Origin of the sequence: Paraburkholderia sp. GAS33, assembly GCF_050436645.1 — a bacterium.
Lineage (GTDB): Bacteria > Pseudomonadota > Gammaproteobacteria > Burkholderiales > Burkholderiaceae > Paraburkholderia > Paraburkholderia phenazinium_B.
Window position 1 is genome coordinate 207,341 of sequence record NZ_JBNDMP010000006.1, and the last position, 25,090, is coordinate 232,430.

Genomic DNA, 25,090 nt, shown 5'->3' on the forward strand with positions numbered 1-25,090 from the left:
CAGGAGAAACGTCGCGTGAGCGAAGTGCAGGGAAACCCGTTAAACGCGCTGCTGGCACGTGTGCCCGCCGTGGAGCGAGTCATGTCGTCCTTAGCCGTGCAGCCTTTGCTCGCCGAATACGGCCGCACCCAGGTGCTCGCCGCCGTGCGTGCCGCGCTCGACAGGCTGCGGCAGAATCTGCAGGCCGGCGCTGGGCTTGCCGCCGAGCGGCAGGATGATGGACACGCCACAGCGTCTGCGATGTCTCACGGCGGTCCGGACGTTCTGCAGGGCGGCATGTCACTTGACGCCGCGTGCAACGAATCTCACGTCGTCCGTCAGGCCGCCATTCTGCTGGCGCAGCGCGCGCAGAGCCGTCTGCACGCCGTTTTCAATCTTACCGGTACGGTGCTGCACACCAATCTCGGCCGTGCGCTGCTGCCCGACGAGGCCGTGCGCGCCGTTGTTGAAGCGCTCACGCGTCCGATGAATCTCGAGTTCGATCTCGCAACCGGTAGCCGGGGCGACCGCGACGATCTGATCGACGACATTATCTGCGAGCTGACCGGCGCTGAAGCGGCCACGGTAGTGAACAACAACGCTGCGGCCGTGCTCTTGACGCTATCGGCGCTTGCGTCGAAGAAGGAAGTGATCGTGTCGCGTGGCGAACTCGTTGAGATTGGTGGCGCGTTCCGCATTCCCGACATCATGTCGCGCGCGGGCGCAAGGCTGCGCGAGGTCGGGGCGACCAACCGCACGCATCTGAAGGACTACGAAGAGGCTATCGGTCCGCGCACTGCGATGCTGATGAAAGTCCATTGCAGCAACTATGCGATCAGCGGCTTTACGAAAAGCGTCGAGCTCGATGAACTCGCGCCCCTTGCGCGCCGGCATGGTTTGCCGGTTGCAGTCGATCTGGGCAGCGGCACGCTCGTCGATCTCGCGCAGTGGGGATTGCCGAATGAGCCAACCGTGCGCGAGAACGTAGTCGCCGGGGCCGACCTCGTGACCTTCAGCGGCGACAAGCTGCTTGGCGGTCCTCAAGCAGGCCTGATCGTCGGACGCGCCGATCTGATCCGCAAGATCAAAAAGCATCCGCTCAAACGTGCGCTGCGTGTGGGCAAGCTCACGCTTGCGGCGCTCGAGCCTGTCCTGCGCCTTTATCAGGCGCCTGAATTTCTGCGTGAACGCCTGACAACGCTGCGTCTGCTGACACGTCCAGCCGCGGAAATGCAGGCGTTTGCCGAGCGCGCGTTACCGCTTTTGCAGCACGCACTCGGGGAGAGTTTTATCGTGAGCGCCGAGCCCATGTTCAGCCAGATCGGTAGTGGCGCGTTGCCCGTCGAGCAGCTGCCTAGCTACGGACTGGTGGTGCGCCTTGCATCCGGCAAGCGTAGCGGCCGAGCATTGATGAAACTCGAGAAAGCGCTTCACGCATTGCCGCGACCGGTCATTGGCCGCATTGCCGACGATGCATTGCGGCTCGACCTGCGCTGCCTCGAAGCCGTCGATGAAGCCACGTTCCTCTCGCAGTGTGAGGCGTTGCACGCATGATCGCCGGGACTGCTGGACATATCGATCACGGCAAGACGACGCTGGTGCGCGCGCTGACGGGCGTCGATACGGATAGGCTCAAGGAAGAAAAGGCGCGTGGCATCTCGATCGAACTCGGTTATGCCTATACGCCGCTAGAAAACGGCGACGTATTGGGCTTGATCGATGTGCCCGGCCACGAGAAGCTCGTTCACACGATGGCGGCGGGTGCATGCGGCATCGACTTTGCATTGCTGGTGATCGCCGCGGATGACGGCGTGATGCCGCAAACGCGGGAACATCTGGCGATCTTGCAACTGCTCGGTGTATCGCACGGCGCAGTGGCGCTGACGAAGACCGACCGTGTCGACGCGGCGCGTCTTGCGCAAGTGCGTGCAGAAATTGATGTGTGGCTTGCTGCATCGTCGTTTGCTGGAGCGCCGGTGTTCGAAACCAACGCGACGCAGTCAGACGACGCCGGGGTAGCGCAACTCAAAGCCTATCTGCACGAAACCGCGCTCGCATGGCGAGCGCGTTGCGATGACGGGCTATTCCGCTTGGCGATCGATCGGGCGTTCACCTTGACCGGGCAGGGCACGATCGTGACGGGAACCGTTTTCGCCGGACGCGTGACCACCAGCGATACGGTAGTGCTCGCGCCGGCCGCGACGACGGTGCGCGTACGCAGCATTCATGCGCAGAATCGCGCAGCGGAGGCGGGCCATGCCGGACAGCGCTGCGCGCTCAATCTCGCCGGTATCGAAAAGGAAGCGATCGCGCGCGGCGACTGGATCGTCGATGCGCGATTGGCCGAGCCGTCGGAACGGCTCGATGTCGAACTGACGCTGTTAGCCGATGCCGGCATTGCATTGCAGCACTGGACGCCGCTGCATGTGCATATCGGCACGACGCATCGGGTCGCGCACGTAGCGTTGCTGGATGGCGATACCTTGCATGCTGGCGAATCGGCGCGAGTGCAACTCGTTTTTGATTTGCCCGTGTGTGCGTTGGCCGGCGATCGCTTTATCGTGCGTAATGCGCAGGCTAGCAAGACCGTTGGCGGCGGCCGCGTGCTCGATCCGTTTGGTCCCGCGCGCAAGCGTCGCACTCCTGAACGTCACGCGTGGCTCGATGCGCTGCGAGCATGGATCGACGCGCGCACGATCGAGCCGCTGCTCGAGCAGGCTCCGCACGGCATGCTGCGTTCGACTCTCATGCATGTAACGGGGTTGCCGGCAAACCTGCTGAGCGTGCCGGAGACCACACTGACTATTCCCCTGCACGGAAAGACCGCGGACGATGCGGTGGTTGTGCTGCGTCGTCATTGGGAACAGTTGGGCGCGCAGGTCGTGAGTGCATTGGAGCAGTTTCATCTGCGCATGCCCGACGAGCAGGGCCCGGACGCCGCGCGCTTGCGTCGTATCGCGGCGCCGCTGTTGCCGGATGGGTTGTGGCGCGCGCTGGTTGACGCGCTAGTAATGCAAGGGACAGTGGTGAGAAGCGGTGCCTGGCTGCATCTGCCGGAGCATCGTGTCGCGCTCGACGCGAGCGAGGAAGCTTTGGCCGCGAAGCTGTTGCCCTTGATCGCGCAAGGCCGTTTCGATCCGCCCTGGGTGCGCGATCTGGCAAGTGAGATTTATGAGCCGGAAGAGAAGGTGCGGCAACTGTTGCGCAAGCTTTCGCGGCAGGGCGGGGTGTACCAGGTGGTGCGGGATCTTTTCTATCACCCGGACGTGGTGTATGAACTGGCGCGCCTGGTGGGTTCGCTCGCGCAGGAGCACGGCGGTGGGCTGGGCGCGTCCGCATTTCGCGATGCGAGCGGTTTGGGACGCAAGCGAGCGATCCAGATTTTGGAGTTCTTCGATCGCGTTGGATATACTCGTTTCCAGCGCGATCTTCGACTCGTGCGCGGCGACAGTCGTTTGCTCGAGACGCTTTGAGCGTGTCCGTGCCGTCGCCGTGTCCGGGGTATTCATCTTCCCGAGAAGGAAGGCATTCGCATCTGGTGGTGCGGCTGGACTTCAAATCCAGTAGGGGGTGTCAGACACTCCCTGGTCGGTTCGACTCCGGCTGCCTTCCGCCCTGCAAGGCTTCCCGGCTATTCCAGCATCTTCCGCAGATGTCCTCCAGGTCGCTGATTTTAAAGCGGTTTATGGGTAACGACGTGCTTGCTGCTTCCGCCAGAGTCCCGCACAATTTCCGTACGAATTATGGGTGGCGGTATGGGTTTTGTGGGCAGGAATGGAGCGGAATTCCAGGGTCCAGTCGTGATCGGGTCGATACGCACAGTTCAACGCATGACTCGTACTTTTCCGCACGCGAGTCCGCTCGCGCTGCGGACTCATAATCCTCGCCGAAGGGACGCCGCGGGTTCGACTCCCACCCGGCCCACCATTCGCTGTTCCAGCAGGTCCCGGACGTTCCGTCCAAATCTTTCCCACTCTTGCCGCACACGCGTTTCATCAATGCCTCCTCGCTTCCCGGAAGCTCGTGTGTCACCCGTTGACATCCTCAAGTTTGCGGCGAACAACCGTGATTGGTCCGGAGGGGGCAGGGCTTCTATCGCGCGAAGGGCGTTTTCTATTGCCAGCGTGTGGTGTCACGCGCCGCCGCGATTGCCGCCGTGTGCAGCAGGAAACGTCAACGACACTGCAAATCCCCCATCGGGCGCATTCTCCGCGCTAAATGCCCCGCCGTTATACCGCACGAGGCGTCGGACGATTGCAAGTCCCAGTCCGCAATGGGCATTACCTCCACGAGCTTCGTCGAGCCGCACGAAGGGTTGCAAGGCACGCTCGAGTTGCCCGGCAGGGATGCCGCCGCCATGATCGCGCACGCTCAACACGTACTGGCCGTTGCGCCTGAAGGTTGAGATGTCCACTGGCGGTTCTCCGTACGTCAACGCGTTTTCGATCAGGTTGGCGAGAATCCGGTCGAGGTCGACCAGCGGCAAATTGAAACCATCACCGGCGTGCAGGTTAAGCCGCACCAGCGCATCGTCTGCGAGACTGTCGCCGTAGTGACGGTGGCAATGTGCGTCGACGCCCGCGTGCGGGGACGTATCGGCCGTCTCACGCGCGAAGTCGAGGAACTGCGTCACGATGCGCGACAGCGATTCGGCGTCACGCAGAAAGCCGCTGCGGTTCGCTTCGTCGGGGAGGAGATCGGCGCGCACCTGCATTCGCGTGATCGGGGCACGCAGGTCATGCGCAACGCCCGCCAGCATCACTGCGCGCTCCTGTTCGGCTTGCGCGAGTTCATGCACCATCTGATTGAAGTCACCGATCAACTCTTTCACTTCACGCGGACCACCTGGCTGCACCACGGGCGCGCGGTGGCCGACACGGAATTCGCGCGAGGCTCGCGCAAGCCTGTGCAGCGGCCGCTGCAAATACCATGCGCCGAGCAGCGCGATGATTACGGCTAGCGCGAGCATCAATAAAGATGCGCTCAGGAAACGCCGCCCGGGCAACGCCGCGTTTTGCAGTTTCGCCCAGTCCGCATTGCCGGCATAACGCACCCACACGGCGCCGTTGTCGGGATCGAATATGACCTGACTGCCCGGTGGCAGCTTGCTGCGCAGGTCGCGGTCGAACGGCGTGTTCGTGTTCGTGCAAGGCGCGGGGCAGCCGTACTGGATCGCCTTGTCCGCCGGCACGTAGGTCACGCCGAGCGTCGCAGCGATGCTCGAGGCGGCGAGCGAGCCGTCGTGCTCAGCCTGCATGGCAAGCTGTACCGCGTGCTGCATATGAGTCGCATCGAGCTGACCACGCTCCGAGTCGACGATGATCAGCAAGGTGACGTGAACCAGCACGATCAGCCCGACCGTCATCAGCGCGAGGCGGCCGAACAGCGTGTTAAGCGGGTTTTTCATCGTCGCTGTTGCCTGGTACGAACATGTAGCCGATGCCGCGCAATGTCTGGATCCGGCGTGGATTGGCGGGGTCGTCCTCGAGCAGGCGGCGCAGGCGCCACACCGGTACGTCGATGCCGCGTTCGGTCACTTCCGCGTAGGGGCCGTGCAGCAGGTCAACCAGCTTCGTGCGCGAGAGCGCCTCCATGGGATGCAGCGCGAACACTTCGAGCAGCGCGTATTCGCTACCAGTGAGTTTGAGTGGGTCGTCATCGCGATACAGGGTGCGCGTCGCGAAGTCGAGACGAAAGCACCCAAAGCGAAACGCTTCCCGCCGTTCCGCCTGGACCGCTAACGGAGCTTGCGCGTGGCGGCGCAGTACGGCGTGAATGCGCGCGAGCAGTTCTTGCGGCATGAACGGCTTGCCGAGATAGTCGTCGGCGCCGAGTTCGAGACCGATCACGCGGTCCACGCCGTCGGCGCGCGCCGTCAGCATGATCACAGGAATGGTGTTGCCGCTCGTGCGGAGTTGTCTGAGCGCGGTAAGTCCGTCGATGCCCGGCATCATCAGGTCAAGCACGACGATGGAGGGGCGCTCGCGTTCGAGGCGGCGCATCAGTTGGTTCGCATCGTGCAGCACCGAAAATTCGATGCCGCGTTGCTGGAAAAACGTTCTCAGCAGATCGCGCAGATCGGCGTCGTCGTCGACCAGCAGGACCTGGATTGGCGTGTCGGACATGGTTGGGCCTGACGAGGTGAGCGCTGTTGACGCTGGAAGCGGCGGTGTGTATCCGCACAGGAGCATGGCGAGGCGCACGAGGGCGAAGATTCCGTCGCGCCGGTTGCTGGCCGGTCGCACACCGAAATATAGCGAAATACCGGGCCGCGCCGGTTGCTGGTTCTTAGCGGCGCTTACAGTTTATTACGCGACGGCAAAGCAGAGGGTGGGCATTGGGTTACACGTTGTAATCAACCCCTAAGCCACCGTAATCGACTGGCCGCTAATCTGGGTCATCCATAGCCGCTGGCATGGCATTGCGCGGTTTCCCTCGAGCCTGGCGCCGCTTCTGGCGCCGCGCTCCGTTGTGCGCGAAATCAGGCGCATTCGCAGGCGACATATCCTCGTTCTCCTTACGCGTTTGAAGGACGCATGCGTCATTGCATGCCAGGCGGCCCTTTGTCGAACCCAGTCGAAGGATGCCCTGAGCATGACACGAGTTCATATTTTGCCGGCACGTTCGCCGCGTGCAACGGTAGTAAGCCCGCTTGCCGTCGTGGCGGCGATCGCCGCCTTCGCCCTCGCGGGTTGCGGTCAACAGGCGCCGCAGATGCCACCCCAAATGGTCCCCGAAGTCGGCGTGGTAACCATCGCGCCGCACGCTGTGGTCGCCAGCACGGAACTGTCCGGCAGGCTCTCCGCCATACGTGTGGCCGAAGTCAGGCCGCAGGTAGAGGGCATCGTGAGAAAGCGCCTCTTCACGGAAGGCGCGGTGGTCGCGGCGGGCAGCGTGCTTTATCAGATCGATCCCGATAGTTACCAGGCCGCTTACGATCAGGCCGTTGGCACGCTCGCGAAAGCGGTGGCCACGGCCGCCGCGGCGCAAACCAAAGCCACGCGCTACACGGCGCTGTGGAAGGTCCAGGGCGTCAGCCAGCAGGACTATGACGACGCGATCTCGTCGTTGCAGGAAGCGCAAGCGGATGCGGTCGCCGACCGCGCCGCGTTGAAGACGGCAGCCATCAATCTTGGCTACACGAAGGTGGTCGCGCCGATCGCCGGACGCATCGGCAAATCCAGCGTGACAGAAGGTGCGCTCGTCACGGCGGAACAGACCACCGCACTGGCCACGGTTCAGGCCACGGACCAGATGTATCTCGATGTGACTCGCTCGTCGGCGGACTGGCTGCGGTTGCAGAAAGAGTTCGCCAGCGGTCAGTTGCAGCAGGCCGGCAAGGATGGCGCGGTGGTTCATCTGGTGATGGAAGACGGCTCTCCCTATGCGCAGGCCGGCAAGCTGCTGTTCTCCGATATCACCGTCGATTCGACCACCGGTTCGGTCACCTTGCGTTGCGTGTTCCCGAATCCCGATGGCGTATTGCTGCCCGGCATGTTCGTGCGTGCGCGGCTTGAAGAGGGCGTAAACCAGCAGGCGATCACCGTGCCGCAACTTGCGGTCTCGCGCGCCTCCGACGGCTCGGCCAGCGTGCTGACGGTCGATGCCGCCAACAAGGTGGAGCAGAGACACGTCACCGCAGATGCCGCCAACGGCGCCGACTGGATCGTCACCCGCGGGCTGAAAACCGGCGACCGGGTGATCGTCGCGGGTTCGCAGAAAGCGCGTACGGGCGCTCTCGTCAAGCCGGTGGAGAGTCCCGCCACGGCGGACACCGCTGCCACTGCAGCGACCCGCGCGCCGGCCGCCGGAGCGCTGGCCGCACTTCCGACAACCGGTAGCTAAAGCGAGACTCTCATGGCTGGATTTTTTATCAATCGACCGATCCTCGCGTGGGTCATCGCCATCGTCATCATGATGATAGGCGGGGCTGCCATGACGACACTGCCGGTCGAGCAGTATCCGAGCGTGGCGCCTGTCTCCGTGCAGATCACGGCGACCTATCCGGGTGCCTCCGCTGAAACCGTCGCGACCACTGTCACGCAGGTGATTGAACAGAAGCTGAGCGGTATCGATCATCTGCTGTATATGTCGTCCACCAGCAGTTCAGCCGGACAGGCCACCATCACGCTGACGTTCCAGCAAGGCACCAACGCGGACATCGCCCAGGTGCAGGTGCAGAACAAGGTGGAGCAGGCAACCTCGTCGCTACCCCAGACGGTACAGGATCAAGGCGTGCAGGTCGCGAAGGCGGCCAACGCGTTTCTGATGATCGTTTCGCTGTCTTCGAGCGACGGCAGTGTGAACTCGATCGACCTTGGCAACATCATCGCCACGCAGATCGAGGACCCGCTTACGCAGATCAACGGCGTCGGCGACGTGACGCTTTTCGGTGCGCAGCACGCCATGCGCATCTGGCTCGACCCGGTGAAGTTGCAGGCCGTCGGCTTGACGACCAGCGACGTCACGACAGCCATCACCAATCAGAACGTCCAACTCTCGGTCGGGGAAATCGGCGGCAAGCCGTCCACCACGGCTCAGGCGATCAACGCGACCATTTCGTCCTCGAGCCTCCTCACGACGCCCGCGCAGTTCGGCGCCATCCTGTTGCGGGTGAATAGCGACGGCTCGAAAGTGCAGCTCAAGGACGTGGCGCGCGTCGAAGTGGGCGGCGACGACTACAGCACGGATTCGCGTCTGAACGGCAAGCCGGCGGCGTCGCTCGCCATCAAGCTCGCGAGCGGCGCCAACGCGATGAATGTCGCCAAGTCGGTGCGCGCGAAACTGACCGAACTGGGCGCGCAACTGCCACAGAACGTGGTGGTCGATTACCCGTATGACACGACGCCCTTTGTGCGCATCTCCATCGAAGAGGTCTTCAAGACCTTGATCGAAGCGGTGATGCTGGTGTTCGTCGTGATGTACGTGTTCCTGCAAAATCTGCGTGCCACGCTGATTCCGACCATCGTCGTACCGGTTGCGTTACTCGGCACTTTTGGTGTCATGTCGTTGGTCGGCTTTTCGATCAACGTGCTGTCGATGTTCGGGCTGGTGCTGGCCATCGGGCTGCTGGTGGACGATGCCATCGTGGTCGTGGAAAACGTGGAGCGGCTCATCGCAGAGGAGGGGCTTTCGCCAGTTGAAGCGACGCGCAAGGCGATGAAACAGATCACCGGCGCGCTGGTGGGCATTACTACCGTGCTGATTGCGGTATTTATTCCGATGGCGTTTTTCTCGGGTTCGACTGGCGCGATTTACCGGCAGTTCTCGATCACGATTGTCGCGGCCATGCTGCTATCCGTCTTCCTTGCGCTGACGCTTACGCCGGCGCTGTGCGCGACCTTGCTCAAACGTTCGGATGTCGAGCATCACGAGAAGCGCGGTCTCTTGGGGTGGTTCAACCGCGTGCTGATGCGCGGCACTCACCGGTACGACGCGGCGGTGGCACGCGTGATCGGCAGGCCTCTGCGCTATATGGTGATTTACGCGCTGATTGCGGGTGTGGTGGCATTGCTCTTCATGAAACTGCCTTCCTCATATTTGCCGGATGAGGATCAGGGCATCGTTATCACGTCGATCTCGGCGCCCGTCGGCACGCCGGCTTCGGTCACGCTAGACACTATCAAGCAGGTGGAAGCGTATTACCTCGGGCTGCCGCAGGTGGACAAGATCATCTCGATCACGGGCTTCAGCTTCAACGGTTCGGGGCAGAACAACGCGCTCGCCTTCGTCAGACTGAAGGACTGGAGTGTACGGCGTGGTGAAATGAATTCAGCGGCGGCGATTATCCAGCGCGCCAACATGCATTTCGCGGCCACCCGCAACGCGCAGATTTTCGCGCTCAATCCGCCGGCCATTCAGGAGCTCGGTACGCAGAGCGGGCTCGACTTCGAACTGGAAGATCGAGCAGGGCAAGGTCACGACAAGCTGATGGCGGCGCGCCAGCAACTGATTGCCCTGGCCGCTAACGACAGCGCGTTGTCCGGTATGCGCCCGGGCGGTCTTGACGATACGCCGCAGTTCAACGTGAATATCGACCGCGAGAAAGCGAGTGCACTCGGCCTTTCGATCGCCGACGTAAATGACACGTTGCAAACGGCGTTCGGCTCCACGTACGTCAACAACTACGTCGATACGGGGCGTATCCAGAAGGTCTACGTTCAGGCTGACGCGCCGTACCGGATGATGCCGTCGGACATTGGGCGCTGGTACGTGAGGTCGAGCAGTTCCAGCACGACGACCAGTTCCGGTAGTTCGAGCAGCGCCAGCAGCTCGGGCGATTCCAGCAGCACGACCACGACCAGCTACGACGGTGAGATGGTGCCGTTTTCTGCTTTCGCCACCGGCAAGTGGACCTTCGGGCCGCCGCAGATCGAGCGCTTTAACCGCACGCTGGCCATGGAGATCACCGCGCAGACCGGCCCGCACGCGAGCACCGGCCAGGCTATGGCCGCCGTCGACGCGCTCGTGAAGAAGCTGCCGGCCGGCTTTGGCATCGACTGGACCGGGCAGTCGTATCAGGAGCGTATGGCTGGCTCACAGGCAATCTATCTGTACGCGATTTCGGTGATCGTGGTGTTCCTGTGCCTCGCGGGCCTGTACGAAAGCTGGTCCATCCCGATCGCCGTGATTCTGGTCGTGCCGCTCGGCGTGCTGGGGGCGGTGCTCGGCGCGCATATCCGCGGCCTCTCGGACGATATCTATTTCAAGGTCGGCCTGCTCGCGACCATTGGACTCTCAACCAAGAACGCGATCCTGATCGTCGAATTCGCCAAGGACCTGCAGGCGCAGGGCCACAGCCTGATCGACGCCACGCTCGAAGCCGCGCGCCTGCGCCTGCGACCGATCCTGATGACCTCGCTTGCCTTCGTGTTCGGCGTGCTGCCGCTCGTCATCAGTACGGGGGCGGGATCGGCTAGCCGGCATGCGATCGGCACCGGCGTGATGGGCGGCATGATCGCCGCGACCTTGCTCGCGATCTTTTTCGTGCCGGTGTTCTTCGTCGTCGTACGGCGGCTGTTCGGCGAGCACGGCCATACCCCGAAAAACGAAGGTAATGAATGATGAAACTCAAACTGGCCGCCTGCAGTGTGGCACTGGCGGTTGCCTCGCTTACGGGCTGCACGCTCGATCCGCATTACGAACGGCCCGCTGCTCCGGTTCCGGCCGCCTATCCGCAAGGCGACGCCTACCAGAGTACGACCGCGGCGCAAAAGACGATCGCCGACGCGCCGCTTGCAACCGATACCGATTGGCATCAGTTTTTTCGCGATCCCCGTCTGCAGCGGCTGATCCAGATCGCCCTCGACAATAACCGTGACCTGCGCGTAGCCGCGCTGAACGTGGCCGAGTATGAGGCGCAATACCGGATCACCCGCGCTGCGCTCGCGCCGACCATTAGCGCGAGCAGCAGCTTGACGCGTGAGGGCGTCGAAGGCGTCACGACGGGTGACAATGAACTGAATGTCGGCACGACGTCGTGGGAGATCGATTTCTTTGGCCGCCTGAGGAGCCTCAAGCGCCAGGCACTGGAGAACTATCTCGCCACCGACGCATCGCGCGAGAGCACACGGATCAGCCTGATCGCAACGGTGGCAACCGACTACCTGACGTGGTTGTCCGACGAGCGGCTCCTGAAGGTGACCGGGGACACGGTCAAAGCGGATCAGGCCACCTACGACGTGACGAAGCGCATCCAGCAACTGGGTAATTCTTCGCTGCTGGATGTGCGGCAGGCGGAGAACACGCTGGCGAGCGCGAAGGCAAGCCTTGCGTCTTACCGGCGTGCGGTGGAGCAGGATCGCAACAACCTGGTTGCGGTGCTCGGCGCGCCGCTTCCGGACGATCTGCCGCCCGAGCCCAAACTGGACGATGCGTTCGACGACGGTTCGATGTTCGCCGACATCGGCGCAGGTGTGCCGTCGATGCTGCTCACGCGTCGTCCGGACATCGTGGAAGCCGAGCATACGTTGAAGGCGGCAAACGCGAACATCGGCGCCGCCCGCGCGGCATTCTTTCCGAAGATCGAACTGACAGCTACTGCCGGGGCGTCGAGTTCGACGCTTTCCAGTCTGTTCAAGGCAGGCAGTGGCGCGTGGGTATTCTCGCCGAGCATCTCCGTGCCGATCTTCGACTACGGCAGCAACAAGGCAACGCTCGATGTCGACAAGATCGAAAAGAATATCGACGTCGCTGATTACGAAAGCACTATCCAGACGGCGTTCAAGGAAGTGGCGAATGCGCTTGCGGCGCGGGCGACGTATGTCGATCAGGTGCAGGCGGACCGCGAGTATGTGGCGTCATCCGAGAGCTACTACACGCTGGCTCAAGGGCGTTACAAGGCGGGTACGGATAGCTTCCTCACGTTCCTCGACGCGCAACGCACGCTTTACACCGCGCAGCAGCAACTGGCGTCGGATAGCTTGTCGCGCCAGTCCAATCTCGTCACGTTATACAAAGTGCTCGGAGGCGGATGGTAGTGAATGGTGCTGCGACCATTAGTTCGGATTTGCGCGATTCCGTTGCGGCAATTCCGACTGGCCTCATCCGCCAGATCGGATATTCTGCGCTCACGCGTCAGTAGACGACCAGCATTGACTTATCCGGCTGCATGTCCACTACTGATTGACTTGCTGATGTGGTTGTCTATCACGTCAATGCACAGGAACGCGGCCTCCGCGATCTGATCGATTTCCGCGTCGATGTTCGTTCGCGGGGACATCGTCAGGCACTTGCGAAGAGACCCGCTCAACGTCCCATGGATGAAGGCGGCCGCCTGCCTCGTGTCGAAATCCGCGGACAGTTGGCCGAGCGCCACCGCACAGCTCAACGCAGCCTCGATCTGTGCTTCGGCGTGGATACCCGCCATGTGAATGCGTTCGCACAACTGCGCTGTCTCCGATGCGCTCTCGCATGCGGTGAACACAATGCCATACAGACTCCGCGTCCGCGCGTTCTGCAACACGTCGCGCAGACACCGATGCAGATCGGTGCGCAACAATCCAAGCGGATCGCCGTCGCTGCTGCATGGTTCGATCGAGAACGGGTCGAGCGGCAGGCTGGAGCTTTCGAGCATCGCATGAAGCACCGACTGTTTGTTCTTGAAGTGGCCGTGCATCGTGCCGCGCGTCATGCCGGCCTCCTTCGCGATGTCGTCGAGCGACGTACGTGTCGCGCCTCGCAGAAGAAAGATACGTTCCGCTGCGGCGATGATCTTCGCCCGCGTATCGAAAGCGCGTTGCCTAGCCCTGCTCATACCTTTTGCTCATTCGTTCAGTACATCGTCGCTCGAAAAGACGCACCCGTGATGCGGCTGATTTAATCACCAGTCAATCTTACGGCGATGTCGCGCGCGTTTGATTAGTGAATCTTACTAACCCGGCCATTCCAATTCCTTTTCTTCCGCAGACGTCCTCCAGGTCGCTGACTTTAAAGCGGGTTGTGGGTAACTGCATGCTTGCTGCTTCCGCCAAGGCACCCAGCTGCCATAGATATAGTTTGCGCGGACCATGGTCAACTGCCTTGCAAAATGTCGTCGGCGGGCAAATATGGCACACTGTGCTATATTTCACTTGCTGAAGCGTTTCCGGTGGCCGCATGCATATTCCAGAACTTATCGACAAACGTGCGCTACAACACGCCCGGCGACTATGGCTGCACTACGGTGTCTTCTGGTTGGGCGCCATCGCTACCGGGCTGGTGGCCGTTTTCTACGCGAAGCTGATCGACGTCGGCTATGACACCTTCCTTCGCTACGCGACGCGGTACTGGTGGCTACCGCTTCCCGTCACCCCGGCAATCGGCGCTCTGGGTGTGTGGCTCACCAGACGCTACTTTGCTGGCGCCGAAGGCAGCGGCATCCCTCAGGTTATGGCCACACTCCATGACAGCGGCGATCTTGCGCCACGTCTGCTGAGCATCAGGATCCTGATCGGCAAGATTCTGGTGTCGTTCCTCTCGATACTCGGGGGATTCACGATCGGCCGCGAAGGGCCGACGATCCATGTGGGTGCCGCGCTCATGTTCAACCTGAGACGCTTTTATCCGCAGCGATTCCGGGCCATCCGGGGCATCGAACTGGAGCGGCGTCTGGCTCTCGCCGGTGCCGCCGCAGGTCTGTCGGCGGCGTTCAATGCGCCGCTCGCGGGAGTCGTGTTTGCCATCGAAGAGTTGACCCGCAGCTTTGAGCAGCGCACGAGTGGCGTGCTGATTACTGCGATTATCTTTGCTGGGGTCGTCTCGCTGGGCCTGCAGGGCAACTACACGTATTTCGGAACGATCGATATCGGCAGTCGCTTCCCCGATCTGCTGGCAGTGGCGGTTGTATTGATTGGCGCCGTATCGGGCGTTGCCGGTGGCATCTTTTGCTGGCTACTACTGAATACCAATCGCTGGATGCCTGCGTCGGTGGTCACCTGGCGCGCGAACCGGCCGGTGGCATTCGGAGCGGCATGCGGCCTCGTGGTCGCGGTGATCGGTGTCGCATCTGGCGGCCACACGTTCGGCGGCGGCTACGCCGAAGCGCGCGCGATGCTGGAAGGACGTGCGCAACTAAGCGCTGCTTATCCGGTCGTCAAAATGGTTTCGATGGTCGGATCGTATCTGCCAGGCGCGCCCGGCGGCCTGTTTGCGCCGTCGCTCGCAATTGGCGCTGGTATCGGCAATGCGTTACACCTGCTGTTTGGCCAGATGCAGTTGCCCATGCTGATCGCCCTTGGCATGGTGGGCTATCTGGCAGCGGTTACCCAAAGCCCCATTACCGCTTTCGTGATCGTGATCGAGATGATCAACGGCCATGCGCTTGTCATCTCCCTCATGGCCACGGCGTTGATCGCCAGCCAGATATCGAAACTGTTTGCGCCTGCACTTTACGAAGCGTTGTCTGAACGTTACAGCAGGCTCGATGTAGCGCCGGATGTCGTACCACCCAGCGCTACCGGGGAAAGTTCATCGCAGGGGGATCCGACTGACGATCCGCGCACGGCACAAGCCGCGGAACGCCTGTGACAGGTCACCGAGGTTGGGAGGACGGAAATGCGCGCCCAGCTCTCCGTGCGGCCACCCTAATGGATTTGAAAACATGACTCTCCGTCATTTGTATTAATCGCCCATCGCTGTTCGCGAGGTTAACCACCCTCCGCTCTGGAGCGATCACGGTAATCGTAAGTAGGCGCGATCGCGCCTTCGGTCAGAGGAGACCTACCATGACCAGGACTGGATTTTTCGCTGCCACGCTCATTGCGATCACGCTCGCCGCGTGTCATTCGGGTGTCAGGGTGGAGCCGCAAAGCGGTGCCACCCAGGGCAGCTCCACCGCCAGCCAGCCGGCAAACGTGGCGCCCATAACGGCCGATGAACTCAACAATCCTAATAGCCCACTCGCGAAGCGAAGCATCTATTTCGATTTCGATAGCTATATCGTCAAAAGCGACTATCAAGCGCTGCTTGAGGCCCACGCGAAATATCTGATGGCTCACCCGAACCGGCATGTTCTGATTCAGGGCAACACCGATGAGCGCGGAACGAGCGAATACAATCTCGCGCTGGGTGAAAAACGCTCGGAAGCCGTACTCCATGATCTGGAGACCCTTGGCGTACCCGACTCACAGCTGGAAGCGGTTAGCCTGGGGAAAGAAAAGCCGCTCGCTTTGGGCCACGATGAGGCATCGTGGGCACAGAACCGGCGCGCAGACCTCGTCTACCGGTGAGACCGCGTGGCCCGAAGAAAGCTGGATGTCCCGTTGTCAACGCCGCTAGCGAATTCGAAGTGACCGTCCAATGTGGCCAGCAGCGTGACTTTGTTCTCGGTGAGGACACGAGACTCTGCCGCACACAACGGTTGATGTTCATTGAACAAACGGGTGACCTGCAACTCGCCAGGTCCGTTCCGCCCAGCTCCGTTTAAACCCGGCCAGCCGCAGATGGATCAACCCCGTCCCCAGCTTGATTGTTACGCATTGTCGATCTGCCGCAGAGACGTCCACGTTTGCTGTCGAACTACCTGTCACCGCTGTCTCGCACCATTCAGCGCCTTTGCAACTGCTAATTCTGTTCTAAGTTTTGTGGTCCAGGCTCAGATGGCGGTTGCAGCCCAGGCGTCGCAACCGTAGTCGCAAAACACGATGGAGACAGATCGGGACCGCCGGTACAGGAGTTCGCTATGTATGGAAGATTCGCTGCGAATTCTCTAAGCCGGCGTCTTTGCTTTTGGCTACTCTGCACATTGCTCACCGTCGGTTGTGCGGGAATAGCCGGAACCGTCCTGGTTGCTCGCAAGTTCGAAACTAGCGTCAGCCAATCCGCCGCGGCTGCTGCGCCGCAGAACGCGGGAGAGGTCGTAGATACAGCACGCGGGTCAGATATCGCAAGCAGTGGAAACAATGAGAAGGGCGGTGGACTGCCGCTGGACTGCGTCGCACCAATTGCCATGTCCCTGCTGCTCCTGGCGCTCGCAAATGTCCTGATAGTGTGCCGATGTCTGCGCCCGCTGGATCAGTTGCAGCACCTGGTCACTTCGCTTGATCCTGAACGACCAAAACCGCTTGAAGCGGGAGATGCGCCACTCGAGTTAAAGCCCATCGTCGATACCATCAATGGTTTGGCTATGCGGCTTTCATCGCGCAGCGAAGTGGACAGGCGATTTACGCGTAATGCGGCCCACCTGCTGCGCACTCCGATTGCGGCCGTCAGCGTTCAGGTTGCCAATCTGAACAACGCGCCGAGCGGGCAGCATGAAGAGCGCCTGGCCGAGTTGCAGCAAGGCGTCGAGCGATTGACGTCACTTGCCTCACAACTCCTCGATCTGGCGAACGCGGATGGGGAAGCGCCCCGCGATATTGTTACCAACGTTGCGCTGAGCCGGGTTGTCCATGACGTCGTCGCGAACCTTTTCCCGTTCGCCATTCAACGCGACGTGGACCTCGGCGCGGGTCGAATACAGGAGGTGAAAGTCCGTGCGTCAGAGGCAGATCTCAGGATCCTGCTGAGAAACGTCGTCGACAACGCGATCCGTTACAGCGGTGCAGGTGCACACGTCGATATCACAGTATCGTGCATAGACAACGTTGCGGTCATTCTGGTCATCGACGACGGGCACGGCATGACTGCGCAGCAAATTGATCAGGTGTTTGAAAGATTTCAGCGCGATGAAACGCACCGAGGCAACGGGAGCGGACTTGGTCTTCCAATCGCGCGGGCCCTGGCCAGGCGCTATGGTGGAACAGTCGAACTGGAGACCCGTTCGCCCCGGGCGACTGGCATGATAGTACGAATTGAAATTCCCGCAATACCTGACCGCGAAGATCAAGACGATGTGTAGAGCACGCCAGGACTGAACGTGACGCAAGCGCGTTTTTTCATTGTGCTTCAGCGTGCAGTGAACAAACAGAACCATACCGGTTCAAGAGGCCTCTTCAGAAAGAGGCTCCGGCTTTTGCCATAGCGACGTTCTGGACCAGCCTTGAACGAGTAGATGGATGCCTCCGGCTAATCGCACACTTCGAACAGAACGCCGCAGGACACACGATTGAGCAACGAAGTATGGTTCTCCCCGGTCCACCAGCGTGCAAAGAAGCCTTCGGGATGGTGACCAATAACGATCAGATCAACTTTCAGTGAGTTCGCGAGACATGCGATTTCTTCAACGACGCTCCCAACAGCAAAATGCCCTGTCGCCGTGACACCCCAGGCATGAAGCTTCTCGATTCCTTCTTGGAGTATCTCTTTTGCCGTGCCTTCGTCAATGTCGGGCTTCACCGTAGAAAAGAAATCATAACCACCTGAACACCACGAGAAACTTAGAATCGCGAGCAAATGGGTTTCGGCCTGCAGTTGCCGCGCAAGGGCCGAGCCGCAGCGTAGCGCCAGCCTCCCTTCGGGGGTGCCGTCATAACAAAGAAGAATCCGGTTAAACGGAGCCATTATCCAGATCACCTCCAACGACCCGCCGGAGATCGTCACCCATGCGGATCCGTTGTCACCGCACAGGTATCGCCGGTACGTTCGCGACCACCACCTACCCACGCCGGGCGAGCTAGCCGAAGACTGTAACCGCCTCGATCAGCGCCAGGCCTAATAGCGTGCCTAGCGCCGCACTCCGCAGCTTCGGATGCCATCGTTCGATACGCAGCGCTGTAAGCAGGCTGTCGGTGAAAATGATTCCGAGAAGTGCAAAAGTCACGATCAGATAGCTGATCCCGAAGTCGCTGTTAATGAACACGATGTCCTCCCAAAATCCACCCTTCAATTCTATGTCACGCTGTGACACATGCAAGATTCCATGAGCGATCTGGCACAAATTCAGACTGTCGAGTCTCATTTTTCGCACCGGCTCAACCGCGCGGGTTTGTCCCTACGTCGTCTTTAAGTTTCGCTTAAGCCCTTCATCCTAGATTCGAGCAGGTGGTAACGGCTCATGGCATCGTCGTCTGGCAGTATGTCCGAAGAAGCCTATGTGCCTTGATATTCGAATGCGGCAAGTCCGAATATGCTTGCGGGCGGGAACTGAACCTTGAGAGCACGGCCTCGCGTGCTCGTTGCAACTGGACTGCTAGAGGTGGCCAGACAGCCCTATTCCCTGTACCGGGGCTGACTTTGAGGATCCGGACGTAAGGCCGGATCCGTTTTTTTATGCTGGGTGACACGGTGCCTGACGCGTCGCGACAATCACACCTCCACGTCACCGTCCCGTTCGTCCATTCCGAGTTTTACGAGTGTTCGACATCGGACTTCCTCCTTCCCCGCAGCGATGCGAACAAACTCCGTCTATACGATAGTTGTCGAGGTATGGAATGAAGAGACTGCTCAGTCCGCACGAGATTGCGATGCTGTTTGTGTTACTCACTTCGCCAACCGCGGTCGAACTTTCGGACCCCGACGTGGCAGGCCTTCAGCGGGAACGTCTGGTCGAAATCGTCACAACAACGATTGATGCCGCCGAGTTCAAGCTGACGTCGGAAGGCGCGGAACTGATCAGGCGGTTTGGATCGATGAGGGACGATGGCTAGCCTGGCAACATTGACGGCGTGCGGATCCGCGGATCTTCAGTCTTCTCCAGTCGTCTGGTTGAACGCCCAACCGAATGCTTCGATCTCCGGTTTGTGCTTAGACGCGAGCCGTGCGAGGCACTGTGCCCCTTTGGCCGTCAGGTGTACTTCAACCTGACGCCCGTCTGCCCTGCTGGCACGACGCAATACAAGCCCGTTGGCCTCGCATCGCGACACGAGCGCGACGGTACCATTCGGCGCTGCCTGAAGCCGCTCCGCCAGTTCTCCGACCGTGGCCCAGTCACGTCCCGGGAAACCGCGGACATGCAGCATCAGTTGATACTGCAGAGGCGTGACACCTTCGGCATGTGTCACCTCCTCCGAGAAGCGAAGAAATCGACGCAATCGATAGCGGAAAAGTGACATCGCTTCGAGGTCTTCCTTATCCGGCATACTCTGTGGATCTGCTGGTTTCCTGTGTGTCGCCATTCTGTAGGTTCCCGTAATCGGAATGGGCTGGTTGATCCGACATCATACCCACGATCTCCCCGCGCATGCACACACGCGTTTCAACCGCCCCGCGATCTGGGCGCCGAAATGGCTGATAACAATACGGCGGCATCAGCGTATTTTTACAGATATAGATCGTGAATCACCGAGCAGAATTATATTCGTTGTGGTGACTCTATACGTTGTACTTAGCATCAGTTTCAAGCGATAGCGTTCTCGGGTCGCGGGCACCATGAGCGTGGCGACGAGCAGTATGGTAATGAATGGTAGTGAGAGTGCGAACCACGCCAGTCTGATGGGTGCGGCGGGCACCGCCATCCCCACCCAGGTCAAATGGATCGGCCAGCCGTCGGGCGAAGGGGTCGCCGTCAAATGGACAGGGCAGAGCGCTACCCGGCCATTCCTTTGAACGGTGCGTTTGCACTCTCTGTATCTAACAGACACCGGTATGCCAGCGTTCAAACAGGTCGCTGGCTACACCGTGCGTTTCGACTCTCAAACCCTTAGCACACTAGAATTTCTAAGGCTTACCCAGGCAGCTTGTCGGCCAGCACGTCGGCTCGCCGTATCGACGGAGGATTGGTCAGCAGTTCGTCTGCGCGTCCTAACAACGCCTCAGCAACACGACCGTTAAGATGCGCTTCCCGACCGGCCTCGTCGCCGAAGGCATCGAATATTCCAAAAGTATCTGTATCGAACCGCACGGCGAACCATGCCGTTGTTGCCGGCTCCTGTAGCACCAGAGCCTGCGCACTGGCGAGAAAAGCTGCCACTACGTCCTCTTTGCCCGGCTTGGCTTTTATTTCCACGAATAACGCAACATTTGTCATAGCTATGCTCCTGATCAATCGTTTGCGCCGTCGGTGCGGCGATGGAATCCGATACGTCTGCGTAATGTGGTACCGGTCAATGCCCCAGCATACGAGGCAGTCTATACGTGAATTCGGTGGTCGGCTGTAACGGATTACATCGATGGGAAAATATTCTCTTCGGTCATGCTTCAGGCGTTAATAGTTTCGGGGCCGGCCTGTCCGGGCGCCTGGAGTCTGACGGTACAAAGACTTCCGAACAATACGATCCATGTGATGTTGCAGCAAGAAGCAAGTCGCCAGCGTTTCCGGCTCAGCGTCTGGGCGCACACCGCCGGATTTGGTTCATCGGCGTGGCCTTCAAAGACCGTGGCCCGAGTCCGGAACTGATATGCTAGTTCGCTTCAAGGAGCGGAATGTAACCCTCAGTCGGCAATAGAGCAGTGTGCATTTCCGAACGTGCGCCCACCGAATTGAGGGTGTCGACTGTCGAGCGTCGATTTGACAGGATGCGCCATGGCACCGCTCGTGTAGGTGAGGCCGGATCCAACGCTCTGTATAACTCGTCGAGCATTGCACGAGGAGGGAGCGTGTACGTCACAAATCCCTCATTGGCCAAAGATGCGGTATGAAAACCAGCGTTGCCACACAGACGCTCTTTCACAGGAACATCGTGGATGGCTACGTCACGCGAGTTCCGGATCAGGTCCGCCGTGATGGAATCCACAATTTGACCGCCTTTGATAAATGAGGGCTTGTCGGCGGCCCAGGCCTCCGGCGGGCAAGCCTTGTGTGTTGGCATCAGTTCAATGAAAGGATTGATTTCAGCCGGATAGATTCTGCACACATTTGGCCTTGCCTCGTATCCGCCGCATCGCATATCCGGTTGCAGGTGCGGGCAGGCGCCATCGAAGGCGGCAACGACTGTCACCAGCACGCGGATTGCAAGTTCACCGCTTTCGGCGGCAAAAGAGCGGATTCGCCTGTGTTTCACCTGACCATCATCCGTCGATGGCTCAACGGGCCAAGGCATCGCTTCGCAAAACACCTGGACGTCTCCCCCTCGTTCTAGCCAGCGTATGGCTTCGTGAACGCTGAGGGGCAGACGAAGGTTATGACAACAATCGCCGCACATCGTGCATGCGAAACTTATATCCATGGCCATATCGATCTCGGGGTTCAGAACGCGAAGTACAGGTACACACAAAGGGAAACGAAAGACAGCCCAACCGCGGTTGCAATCGATCCTTTGCTAGTTCGATCTGAAACCCGTTTCGGTTACATCCGAACGTGAAAATAGCCTCCGCTTCACCGGACGCTTCTGGGTTCGTCGAGATCTACGAACAGGGGCAACAGATTTGAGCCGCGCTGTAACCGATGTTGCCAAATATCCGAACTAGGATGGGGTACCGACTTTTTCCCTCCTTCCCAACCACCAAAGGGGCCTAATCATGAACCGGTTGCCATTCGTTAAACATATCGTGGGCGCAGCGCTCCTGGCCGTATCAGCCACTGCATTCGCGGGCGAGGTGGCCTTTACTCAGGCAAGCTTCGATCAGACAGTCTCAGCGGGCCTGCCTGCCGTCGTGTACCTGCATGCGAGTTGGTGTCCCACTTGCCGGGTTCAAAAGCCGATCGTCGACCGTCTTTCTGTCGACCCCAAGCTGAAGGCGGTGACGGTTTTCATAGCTGACTTCGATTCGGAAACTAAACTGAAAAGAATACTGAAGGTGACTCAGCAGTCGACCTTCGTCGTCTTCAAGAACGGCCACGAAGTGGCGCGTTCGACAGGGCAAACCCAGGAGGCTGCAATCCGGGCCGTGTTTGAAAAGGCGCTGTGATGCAATTCGCCGTCGCAACGTACGGATTGGGTTTCGTCGCGGGGGCGGCATCGGTACTGTCCCCCTGTGTGCTCCCGCTACTGCCAATACTCGCGACGTCAGCATTGGCTAAACACCGCTTCGGCATCGTCGCGTTAGCAGGGGGGCTGGCTATTTCGTTTGCGGGTGTTGGCATATTTCTCGCCACGCTAGGAGCGTCAGCCGGGCTGGACCCTGAGGTTCTTCGACGCGGCGCAGCGGGCGTGATGGTGTTTTTCGGCCTCGTCATGTTATCGGGCACCCTTCAAAGGGCTTTCTCCCGGCTGAGCGCCGTCATCGGTGTGAAGGGCCAGCAGGCGCTCGACGATGTGAAAGGAAACGGACTGCTCGGGCAGATGATGGTGGGATTGCTGCTCGGAGTCGTTTGGACCCCCTGTGTCGGGCCAACTCTGGGTGCGGCGACTTCGCTGGCGGCACAAGGCCAGGACCTCGGACACATCGCTATCCTGATGGCGCTGTTTGGCTTGGGTGCGGCATTGCCGCTGGTTTTGCTCGGAACGATCTCGAGAGTTTCGCTTATGAAGATGCGAGGCGCACTCGCCACGTGGGGTAGTACGGTCCGCTGGACGCTCGGTACGCTCTTCGTGGTGATGGGGATGATCGTCATCACTGGCTTGGACCGTCAACTGGAAACCCTTCTCCTGTCCGCCAGTCCGGCGTGGCTAACCGCGCTGACAACATCGATATGATCGGGTTGGCAGCATCGGCGGCAGGCGGACGCAGACTCAGCTGGCGCTTAAGGGTGTCATCGCATCTGACGCTGGCAGCCTGATCGCCATTGCAGGTGAAACACCGCCGCGTGCTGCTCGGCGCGGACGGCCGTCTTCGTGCGGGCTTGCGAGGCTCACGATCCACCAAACCAGTTATAGCCTTGATCGACCCAATAGCCGCCCGGAAACGTGTTGGTTACGAATATCTCCATGATGTGCTTGGGATTCTTGTAGCCGAGTTTCGTGGGCATTCTGAGTTTCATCGGATAACCGTATTTTGCAGGCAATTGCTGACCGTCATACGTAAAGGTCAACAGCGTCTGCGGATGAAGCGCCGTTGGCATATCGATGCTTTCGTAGTAATCGTCAGCGCATTTGAAGCCGATGTATTTCGCCGATGTGTCCGCACCGACGCGCTTGAGAAATTCCGAGAACGGCGTGCCGCCCCATCGGCCGATGGCGCTCCACCCTTCGACGCAGATATGCCGCGTGATCTGGTCGGCCTTCGGCAGTGCGTAAAGATCGGCAAGAGTCCAGTCCCGCCTGTCCTGCACGAGACCGCTCACTTTCAGGCGGAAATCGCTGCCATCGACCTGCGGCACATCGTCGATGCCATAGAACGCATTGAACGGGAACGGGCGTGTGATCTGTGCTTCGGTGTAGGTCGGCGCGAGACGGCTCGGATCAAACAGCCAGCCCTGCACGCTATCGTTCATTCTCGACACGCGCGATAAAAACGTCTCAACCGACTTGTCGTCCGACAGGCTGCATCCGGTCAGCATCGCAAGGCCGCCGAGCGTGATAATGCGCTTGCCGAACAGTCGCCGTGACGGCATATCGAGGTTACGACGCACGTCGATACTGAGCGACTCGTGATCGACGCTCCAGGAGGAAGGTTTGAATAGCTTCATAATGGAATACCTCGGCTAGTGGCCACGAATCATCGTAAGCAGCGAACGCGGCACAAGAGCGACCATTGTCAGATGGACGACGATAAAACCGGCCAGCAGTGACATCGCGCAGAAGTGAACGACGCGCGCGCGGTCATATCCGCCCATCAATTCGCGTAGCAACGGAAACTGCACCGATTTCCAGATCGCGAGACCGGATACGATCAAGACGGCGATGTCGAGCATCACGAACAGGTACGCGAACTTCTGCACCGCGTTGTAATGGCTCGGGTCGGCGTGCGACAGACGACCTTTCAGCGCTTCGCCGAGGTCGTGCAAGATCGCGCGAGGCGAAAGCGGGAAAAACTTCGACATGAACCGTCCGGTGACGAGGTTCATGGCCAGATAGAAGAGGGCATTGAAGAACAGCAGCCACATCGCCGCGAAGTGCCATTGCAGCGCACCTCCAAGCCAGCCGCCGAGCGTGATGCCGGGCGGAATCATAAAGTTCTGAAACACGGGCGACGCGTCGTAGATTCGCCAGCCCGACAGCATCATTAGCACCGCAGCCAGCGCGTTGAGCCAGTGCGTGATCCGTACCCACGCGGGTTGAATCGTGCGCGCCGCGTCGTGCGATGCACGGGGCTTAAGGATTGCATTCATGTCGAATCTCCGGGATTGGCGTCGACGCGGGAGAAAACTTCGTTTGCTTCATGATGGTGCACGCTGGGAGTTCCCTGAAATCAACGCCGCGGCGACAGACAGAAATGATGTTACCCGCATGACTGACTCCCGCTGGATAAGCGAAGCGGTATGAGTATCCGGCGGTGCGTTCCCGGCATGCCGGGAACGCCTTGGGCACTTATTTGCTCATCGCGTCGTCTTTCTTCATCGCGTCGGGTTTCATCGTGCTGCCGTCCTTGCTCATCGAATCTTTGGCCATTGCGTCCTTGCCCATTGAGTCTTTGGACATCGAACCTTTGGCCATCGAGTCTTTGCTCATCGCGTCTTTCGACATCGAATCATTGGACATGGCGCCGCTCGCCTGTGCGAACGCCGAACCACCGCTGACGAGCAACGCTGCGGCGAATGCTGCGATTGCAATACTTTTCATGACGACTCCTTGGATGTTGTTGACCGGGCCGGTGCGGCCAATGCGGCGTATGCGGCCCATGTGTGTATCGGGTGAACCTGCTGTCCAGCAACTACCGATGCGTTATCCTCGCGCATCTGTAAGGTAGTTCGTCACGTGGCCCGATACGGTTACAGCAGGCAAAAAATTTTTTTCTTACGCGGATCAAAATGGGACGCGCGGCGCGTCCGTGTTAA

General features: G+C 60.1%; 23 protein-coding genes and 1 tRNA gene. 13 read left to right on the top strand and 11 right to left on the bottom strand.

Annotated features, from left to right (window positions below; all coding sequences use genetic code 11):
• Nucleotides 1-15 precede the first annotated feature (15 nt).
• From selA to P3T24_RS20390, 3 genes are all read left to right on the top strand, one after another.
• A complete protein-coding gene (selA, locus tag P3T24_RS20380; protein WP_429437177.1) occupies nucleotides 16-1,533 on the top strand; it encodes an L-seryl-tRNA(Sec) selenium transferase in 1,518 nt (505 codons plus the stop codon).
• Complete coding sequence (gene selB, locus P3T24_RS20385; protein WP_429437179.1) at nucleotides 1,530-3,452, top strand: selenocysteine-specific translation elongation factor; 1,923 nt, start codon at nucleotides 1,530-1,532, stop codon at nucleotides 3,450-3,452. The genes selA and selB overlap by 4 nt, the downstream gene beginning before the upstream one ends.
• A gap of 47 nt (nucleotides 3,453-3,499) precedes the next feature.
• A tRNA-Sec gene (locus tag P3T24_RS20390) sits at nucleotides 3,500-3,592 on the top strand.
• 519 nt (nucleotides 3,593-4,111) lie between these two features.
• Here the strand turns inward: P3T24_RS20390 and P3T24_RS20395 are convergent.
• Nucleotides 4,112-5,386, bottom strand: coding sequence for an ATP-binding protein (locus P3T24_RS20395; protein WP_074267751.1), 1,275 nt, complete (start codon nucleotides 5,384-5,386; stop codon nucleotides 4,112-4,114).
• Complete coding sequence (locus tag P3T24_RS20400; RefSeq protein WP_429437183.1) at nucleotides 5,370-6,104, bottom strand: response regulator; 735 nt, start codon at nucleotides 6,102-6,104, stop codon at nucleotides 5,370-5,372. The genes P3T24_RS20395 and P3T24_RS20400 overlap by 17 nt, the downstream gene beginning before the upstream one ends.
• Before the next feature lie 469 nt (nucleotides 6,105-6,573).
• Between P3T24_RS20400 and P3T24_RS20405 the strand changes: the two genes are divergently transcribed.
• The 3 genes from P3T24_RS20405 to P3T24_RS20415 are packed head-to-tail and all read left to right on the top strand — an operon-like array spanning nucleotide 6,574 to nucleotide 12,458.
• Entirely contained in the window at nucleotides 6,574-7,824 is a 1,251-nt protein-coding gene (locus P3T24_RS20405) for an efflux RND transporter periplasmic adaptor subunit (RefSeq protein ID WP_429437186.1), read from the top strand.
• A 12-nt stretch (nucleotides 7,825-7,836) separates the two neighbouring features.
• Entirely contained in the window at nucleotides 7,837-11,043 is a 3,207-nt protein-coding gene (locus tag P3T24_RS20410) for an efflux RND transporter permease subunit (RefSeq protein ID WP_429437188.1), read from the top strand.
• Complete coding sequence (locus tag P3T24_RS20415) at nucleotides 11,040-12,458, top strand: efflux transporter outer membrane subunit (protein ID WP_429437191.1); 1,419 nt, start codon at nucleotides 11,040-11,042, stop codon at nucleotides 12,456-12,458. The genes P3T24_RS20410 and P3T24_RS20415 overlap by 4 nt, the downstream gene beginning before the upstream one ends.
• 119 nt (nucleotides 12,459-12,577) lie before the next feature.
• Here the strand turns inward: P3T24_RS20415 and P3T24_RS20420 are convergent, their stop codons facing one another.
• Nucleotides 12,578-13,234, bottom strand: coding sequence for a TetR family transcriptional regulator (locus P3T24_RS20420; RefSeq protein WP_429437194.1), 657 nt, complete (start codon nucleotides 13,232-13,234; stop codon nucleotides 12,578-12,580).
• Between the two features lie 341 nt (nucleotides 13,235-13,575).
• Between P3T24_RS20420 and P3T24_RS20425 the strand changes: the two genes are divergently transcribed.
• The 3 genes from P3T24_RS20425 (at nucleotide 13,576) to P3T24_RS20435 (ending at nucleotide 17,296) form a co-directional block, all read left to right on the top strand.
• Nucleotides 13,576-14,985 carry a chloride channel protein gene (locus P3T24_RS20425; protein ID WP_429437196.1) on the top strand — a complete coding sequence of 470 codons (1,410 nt, stop codon included), beginning with the start codon at nucleotides 13,576-13,578 and terminating at the stop codon, nucleotides 14,983-14,985.
• Between the two features lie 197 nt (nucleotides 14,986-15,182).
• Nucleotides 15,183-15,686, top strand: a complete 504-nt coding sequence (gene pal, locus P3T24_RS20430; protein WP_429437198.1) for a peptidoglycan-associated lipoprotein Pal — start codon at nucleotides 15,183-15,185, stop codon at nucleotides 15,684-15,686.
• A 719-nt stretch (nucleotides 15,687-16,405) separates the two neighbouring features.
• The gene (locus P3T24_RS20435) at nucleotides 16,406-17,296 is read left to right on the top strand and encodes a sensor histidine kinase (protein ID WP_429437201.1); all 891 of its coding nucleotides are present in this window, start codon (nucleotides 16,406-16,408) and stop codon (nucleotides 17,294-17,296) included.
• 167 nt (nucleotides 17,297-17,463) lie between these two features.
• Here the strand turns inward: P3T24_RS20435 and P3T24_RS20440 are convergent, their stop codons facing one another.
• Nucleotides 17,464-17,898, bottom strand: a complete 435-nt coding sequence (locus P3T24_RS20440) for a universal stress protein (protein WP_429437566.1) — start codon at nucleotides 17,896-17,898, stop codon at nucleotides 17,464-17,466.
• Between the two features lie 112 nt (nucleotides 17,899-18,010).
• Nucleotides 18,011-18,295 (bottom strand): hypothetical protein, encoded by a 285-nt coding sequence (locus tag P3T24_RS20445; protein WP_429437204.1) that lies wholly within the window; start codon nucleotides 18,293-18,295, stop codon nucleotides 18,011-18,013.
• Between the two features lie 472 nt (nucleotides 18,296-18,767).
• Between P3T24_RS20445 and P3T24_RS20450 the strand changes: the two genes are divergently transcribed.
• Nucleotides 18,768-18,983, top strand: a complete 216-nt coding sequence (locus P3T24_RS20450; RefSeq protein ID WP_429437206.1) for a hypothetical protein — start codon at nucleotides 18,768-18,770, stop codon at nucleotides 18,981-18,983.
• Nucleotides 18,984-19,019: 36 nt separating this feature from the next.
• Here the strand turns inward: P3T24_RS20450 and P3T24_RS20455 are convergent, their stop codons facing one another.
• The gene (locus P3T24_RS20455) at nucleotides 19,020-19,451 is read right to left on the bottom strand and encodes a MarR family winged helix-turn-helix transcriptional regulator (RefSeq protein ID WP_429437209.1); all 432 of its coding nucleotides are present in this window, start codon (nucleotides 19,449-19,451) and stop codon (nucleotides 19,020-19,022) included.
• Nucleotides 19,452-19,731: 280 nt separating this feature from the next.
• Here P3T24_RS20455 and P3T24_RS20460 point away from each other — a divergent pair, with 280 nt between their 5' ends.
• Entirely contained in the window at nucleotides 19,732-19,881 is a 150-nt protein-coding gene (locus tag P3T24_RS20460; protein ID WP_429408998.1) for a hypothetical protein, read from the top strand.
• Nucleotides 19,882-19,999: 118 nt separating this feature from the next.
• On the opposite strand, the gene P3T24_RS20465 is transcribed toward P3T24_RS20460, so the two are convergent.
• Nucleotides 20,000-20,302 carry a putative quinol monooxygenase gene (locus P3T24_RS20465; RefSeq protein WP_074267763.1) on the bottom strand — a complete coding sequence of 101 codons (303 nt, stop codon included), beginning with the start codon at nucleotides 20,300-20,302 and terminating at the stop codon, nucleotides 20,000-20,002.
• A 373-nt stretch (nucleotides 20,303-20,675) separates the two neighbouring features.
• Entirely contained in the window at nucleotides 20,676-21,446 is a 771-nt protein-coding gene (locus P3T24_RS20470) for a YkgJ family cysteine cluster protein (protein ID WP_429437211.1), read from the bottom strand.
• A 286-nt stretch (nucleotides 21,447-21,732) separates the two neighbouring features.
• On the opposite strand from P3T24_RS20470, the gene P3T24_RS20475 reads away from it, so the two are divergent.
• Together P3T24_RS20475 and P3T24_RS20480 are read left to right on the top strand one after the other, a co-directional pair.
• Complete coding sequence (locus P3T24_RS20475; protein ID WP_429437214.1) at nucleotides 21,733-22,122, top strand: thioredoxin family protein; 390 nt, start codon at nucleotides 21,733-21,735, stop codon at nucleotides 22,120-22,122.
• The gene (locus P3T24_RS20480) at nucleotides 22,122-22,850 is read left to right on the top strand and encodes a cytochrome c biogenesis CcdA family protein (protein WP_429437217.1); all 729 of its coding nucleotides are present in this window, start codon (nucleotides 22,122-22,124) and stop codon (nucleotides 22,848-22,850) included. Before P3T24_RS20475 ends, P3T24_RS20480 begins: the two co-directional genes overlap by 1 nt.
• 155 nt (nucleotides 22,851-23,005) lie before the next feature.
• Here P3T24_RS20480 and P3T24_RS20485 read toward each other — a convergent pair whose 3' ends face one another.
• The 3 genes from P3T24_RS20485 to P3T24_RS20495 form a co-directional block, all read right to left on the bottom strand.
• The gene (locus tag P3T24_RS20485; protein WP_429437219.1) at nucleotides 23,006-23,782 is read right to left on the bottom strand and encodes a molybdopterin-dependent oxidoreductase; all 777 of its coding nucleotides are present in this window, start codon (nucleotides 23,780-23,782) and stop codon (nucleotides 23,006-23,008) included.
• A gap of 15 nt (nucleotides 23,783-23,797) precedes the next feature.
• Nucleotides 23,798-24,424, bottom strand: a complete 627-nt coding sequence (locus P3T24_RS20490; RefSeq protein ID WP_074267767.1) for a cytochrome b/b6 domain-containing protein — start codon at nucleotides 24,422-24,424, stop codon at nucleotides 23,798-23,800.
• 199 nt (nucleotides 24,425-24,623) lie between these two features.
• A complete protein-coding gene (locus tag P3T24_RS20495; RefSeq protein ID WP_429408993.1) occupies nucleotides 24,624-24,875 on the bottom strand; it encodes a pentapeptide MXKDX repeat protein in 252 nt (83 codons plus the stop codon).
• Nucleotides 24,876-25,090 lie beyond the last annotated feature (215 nt).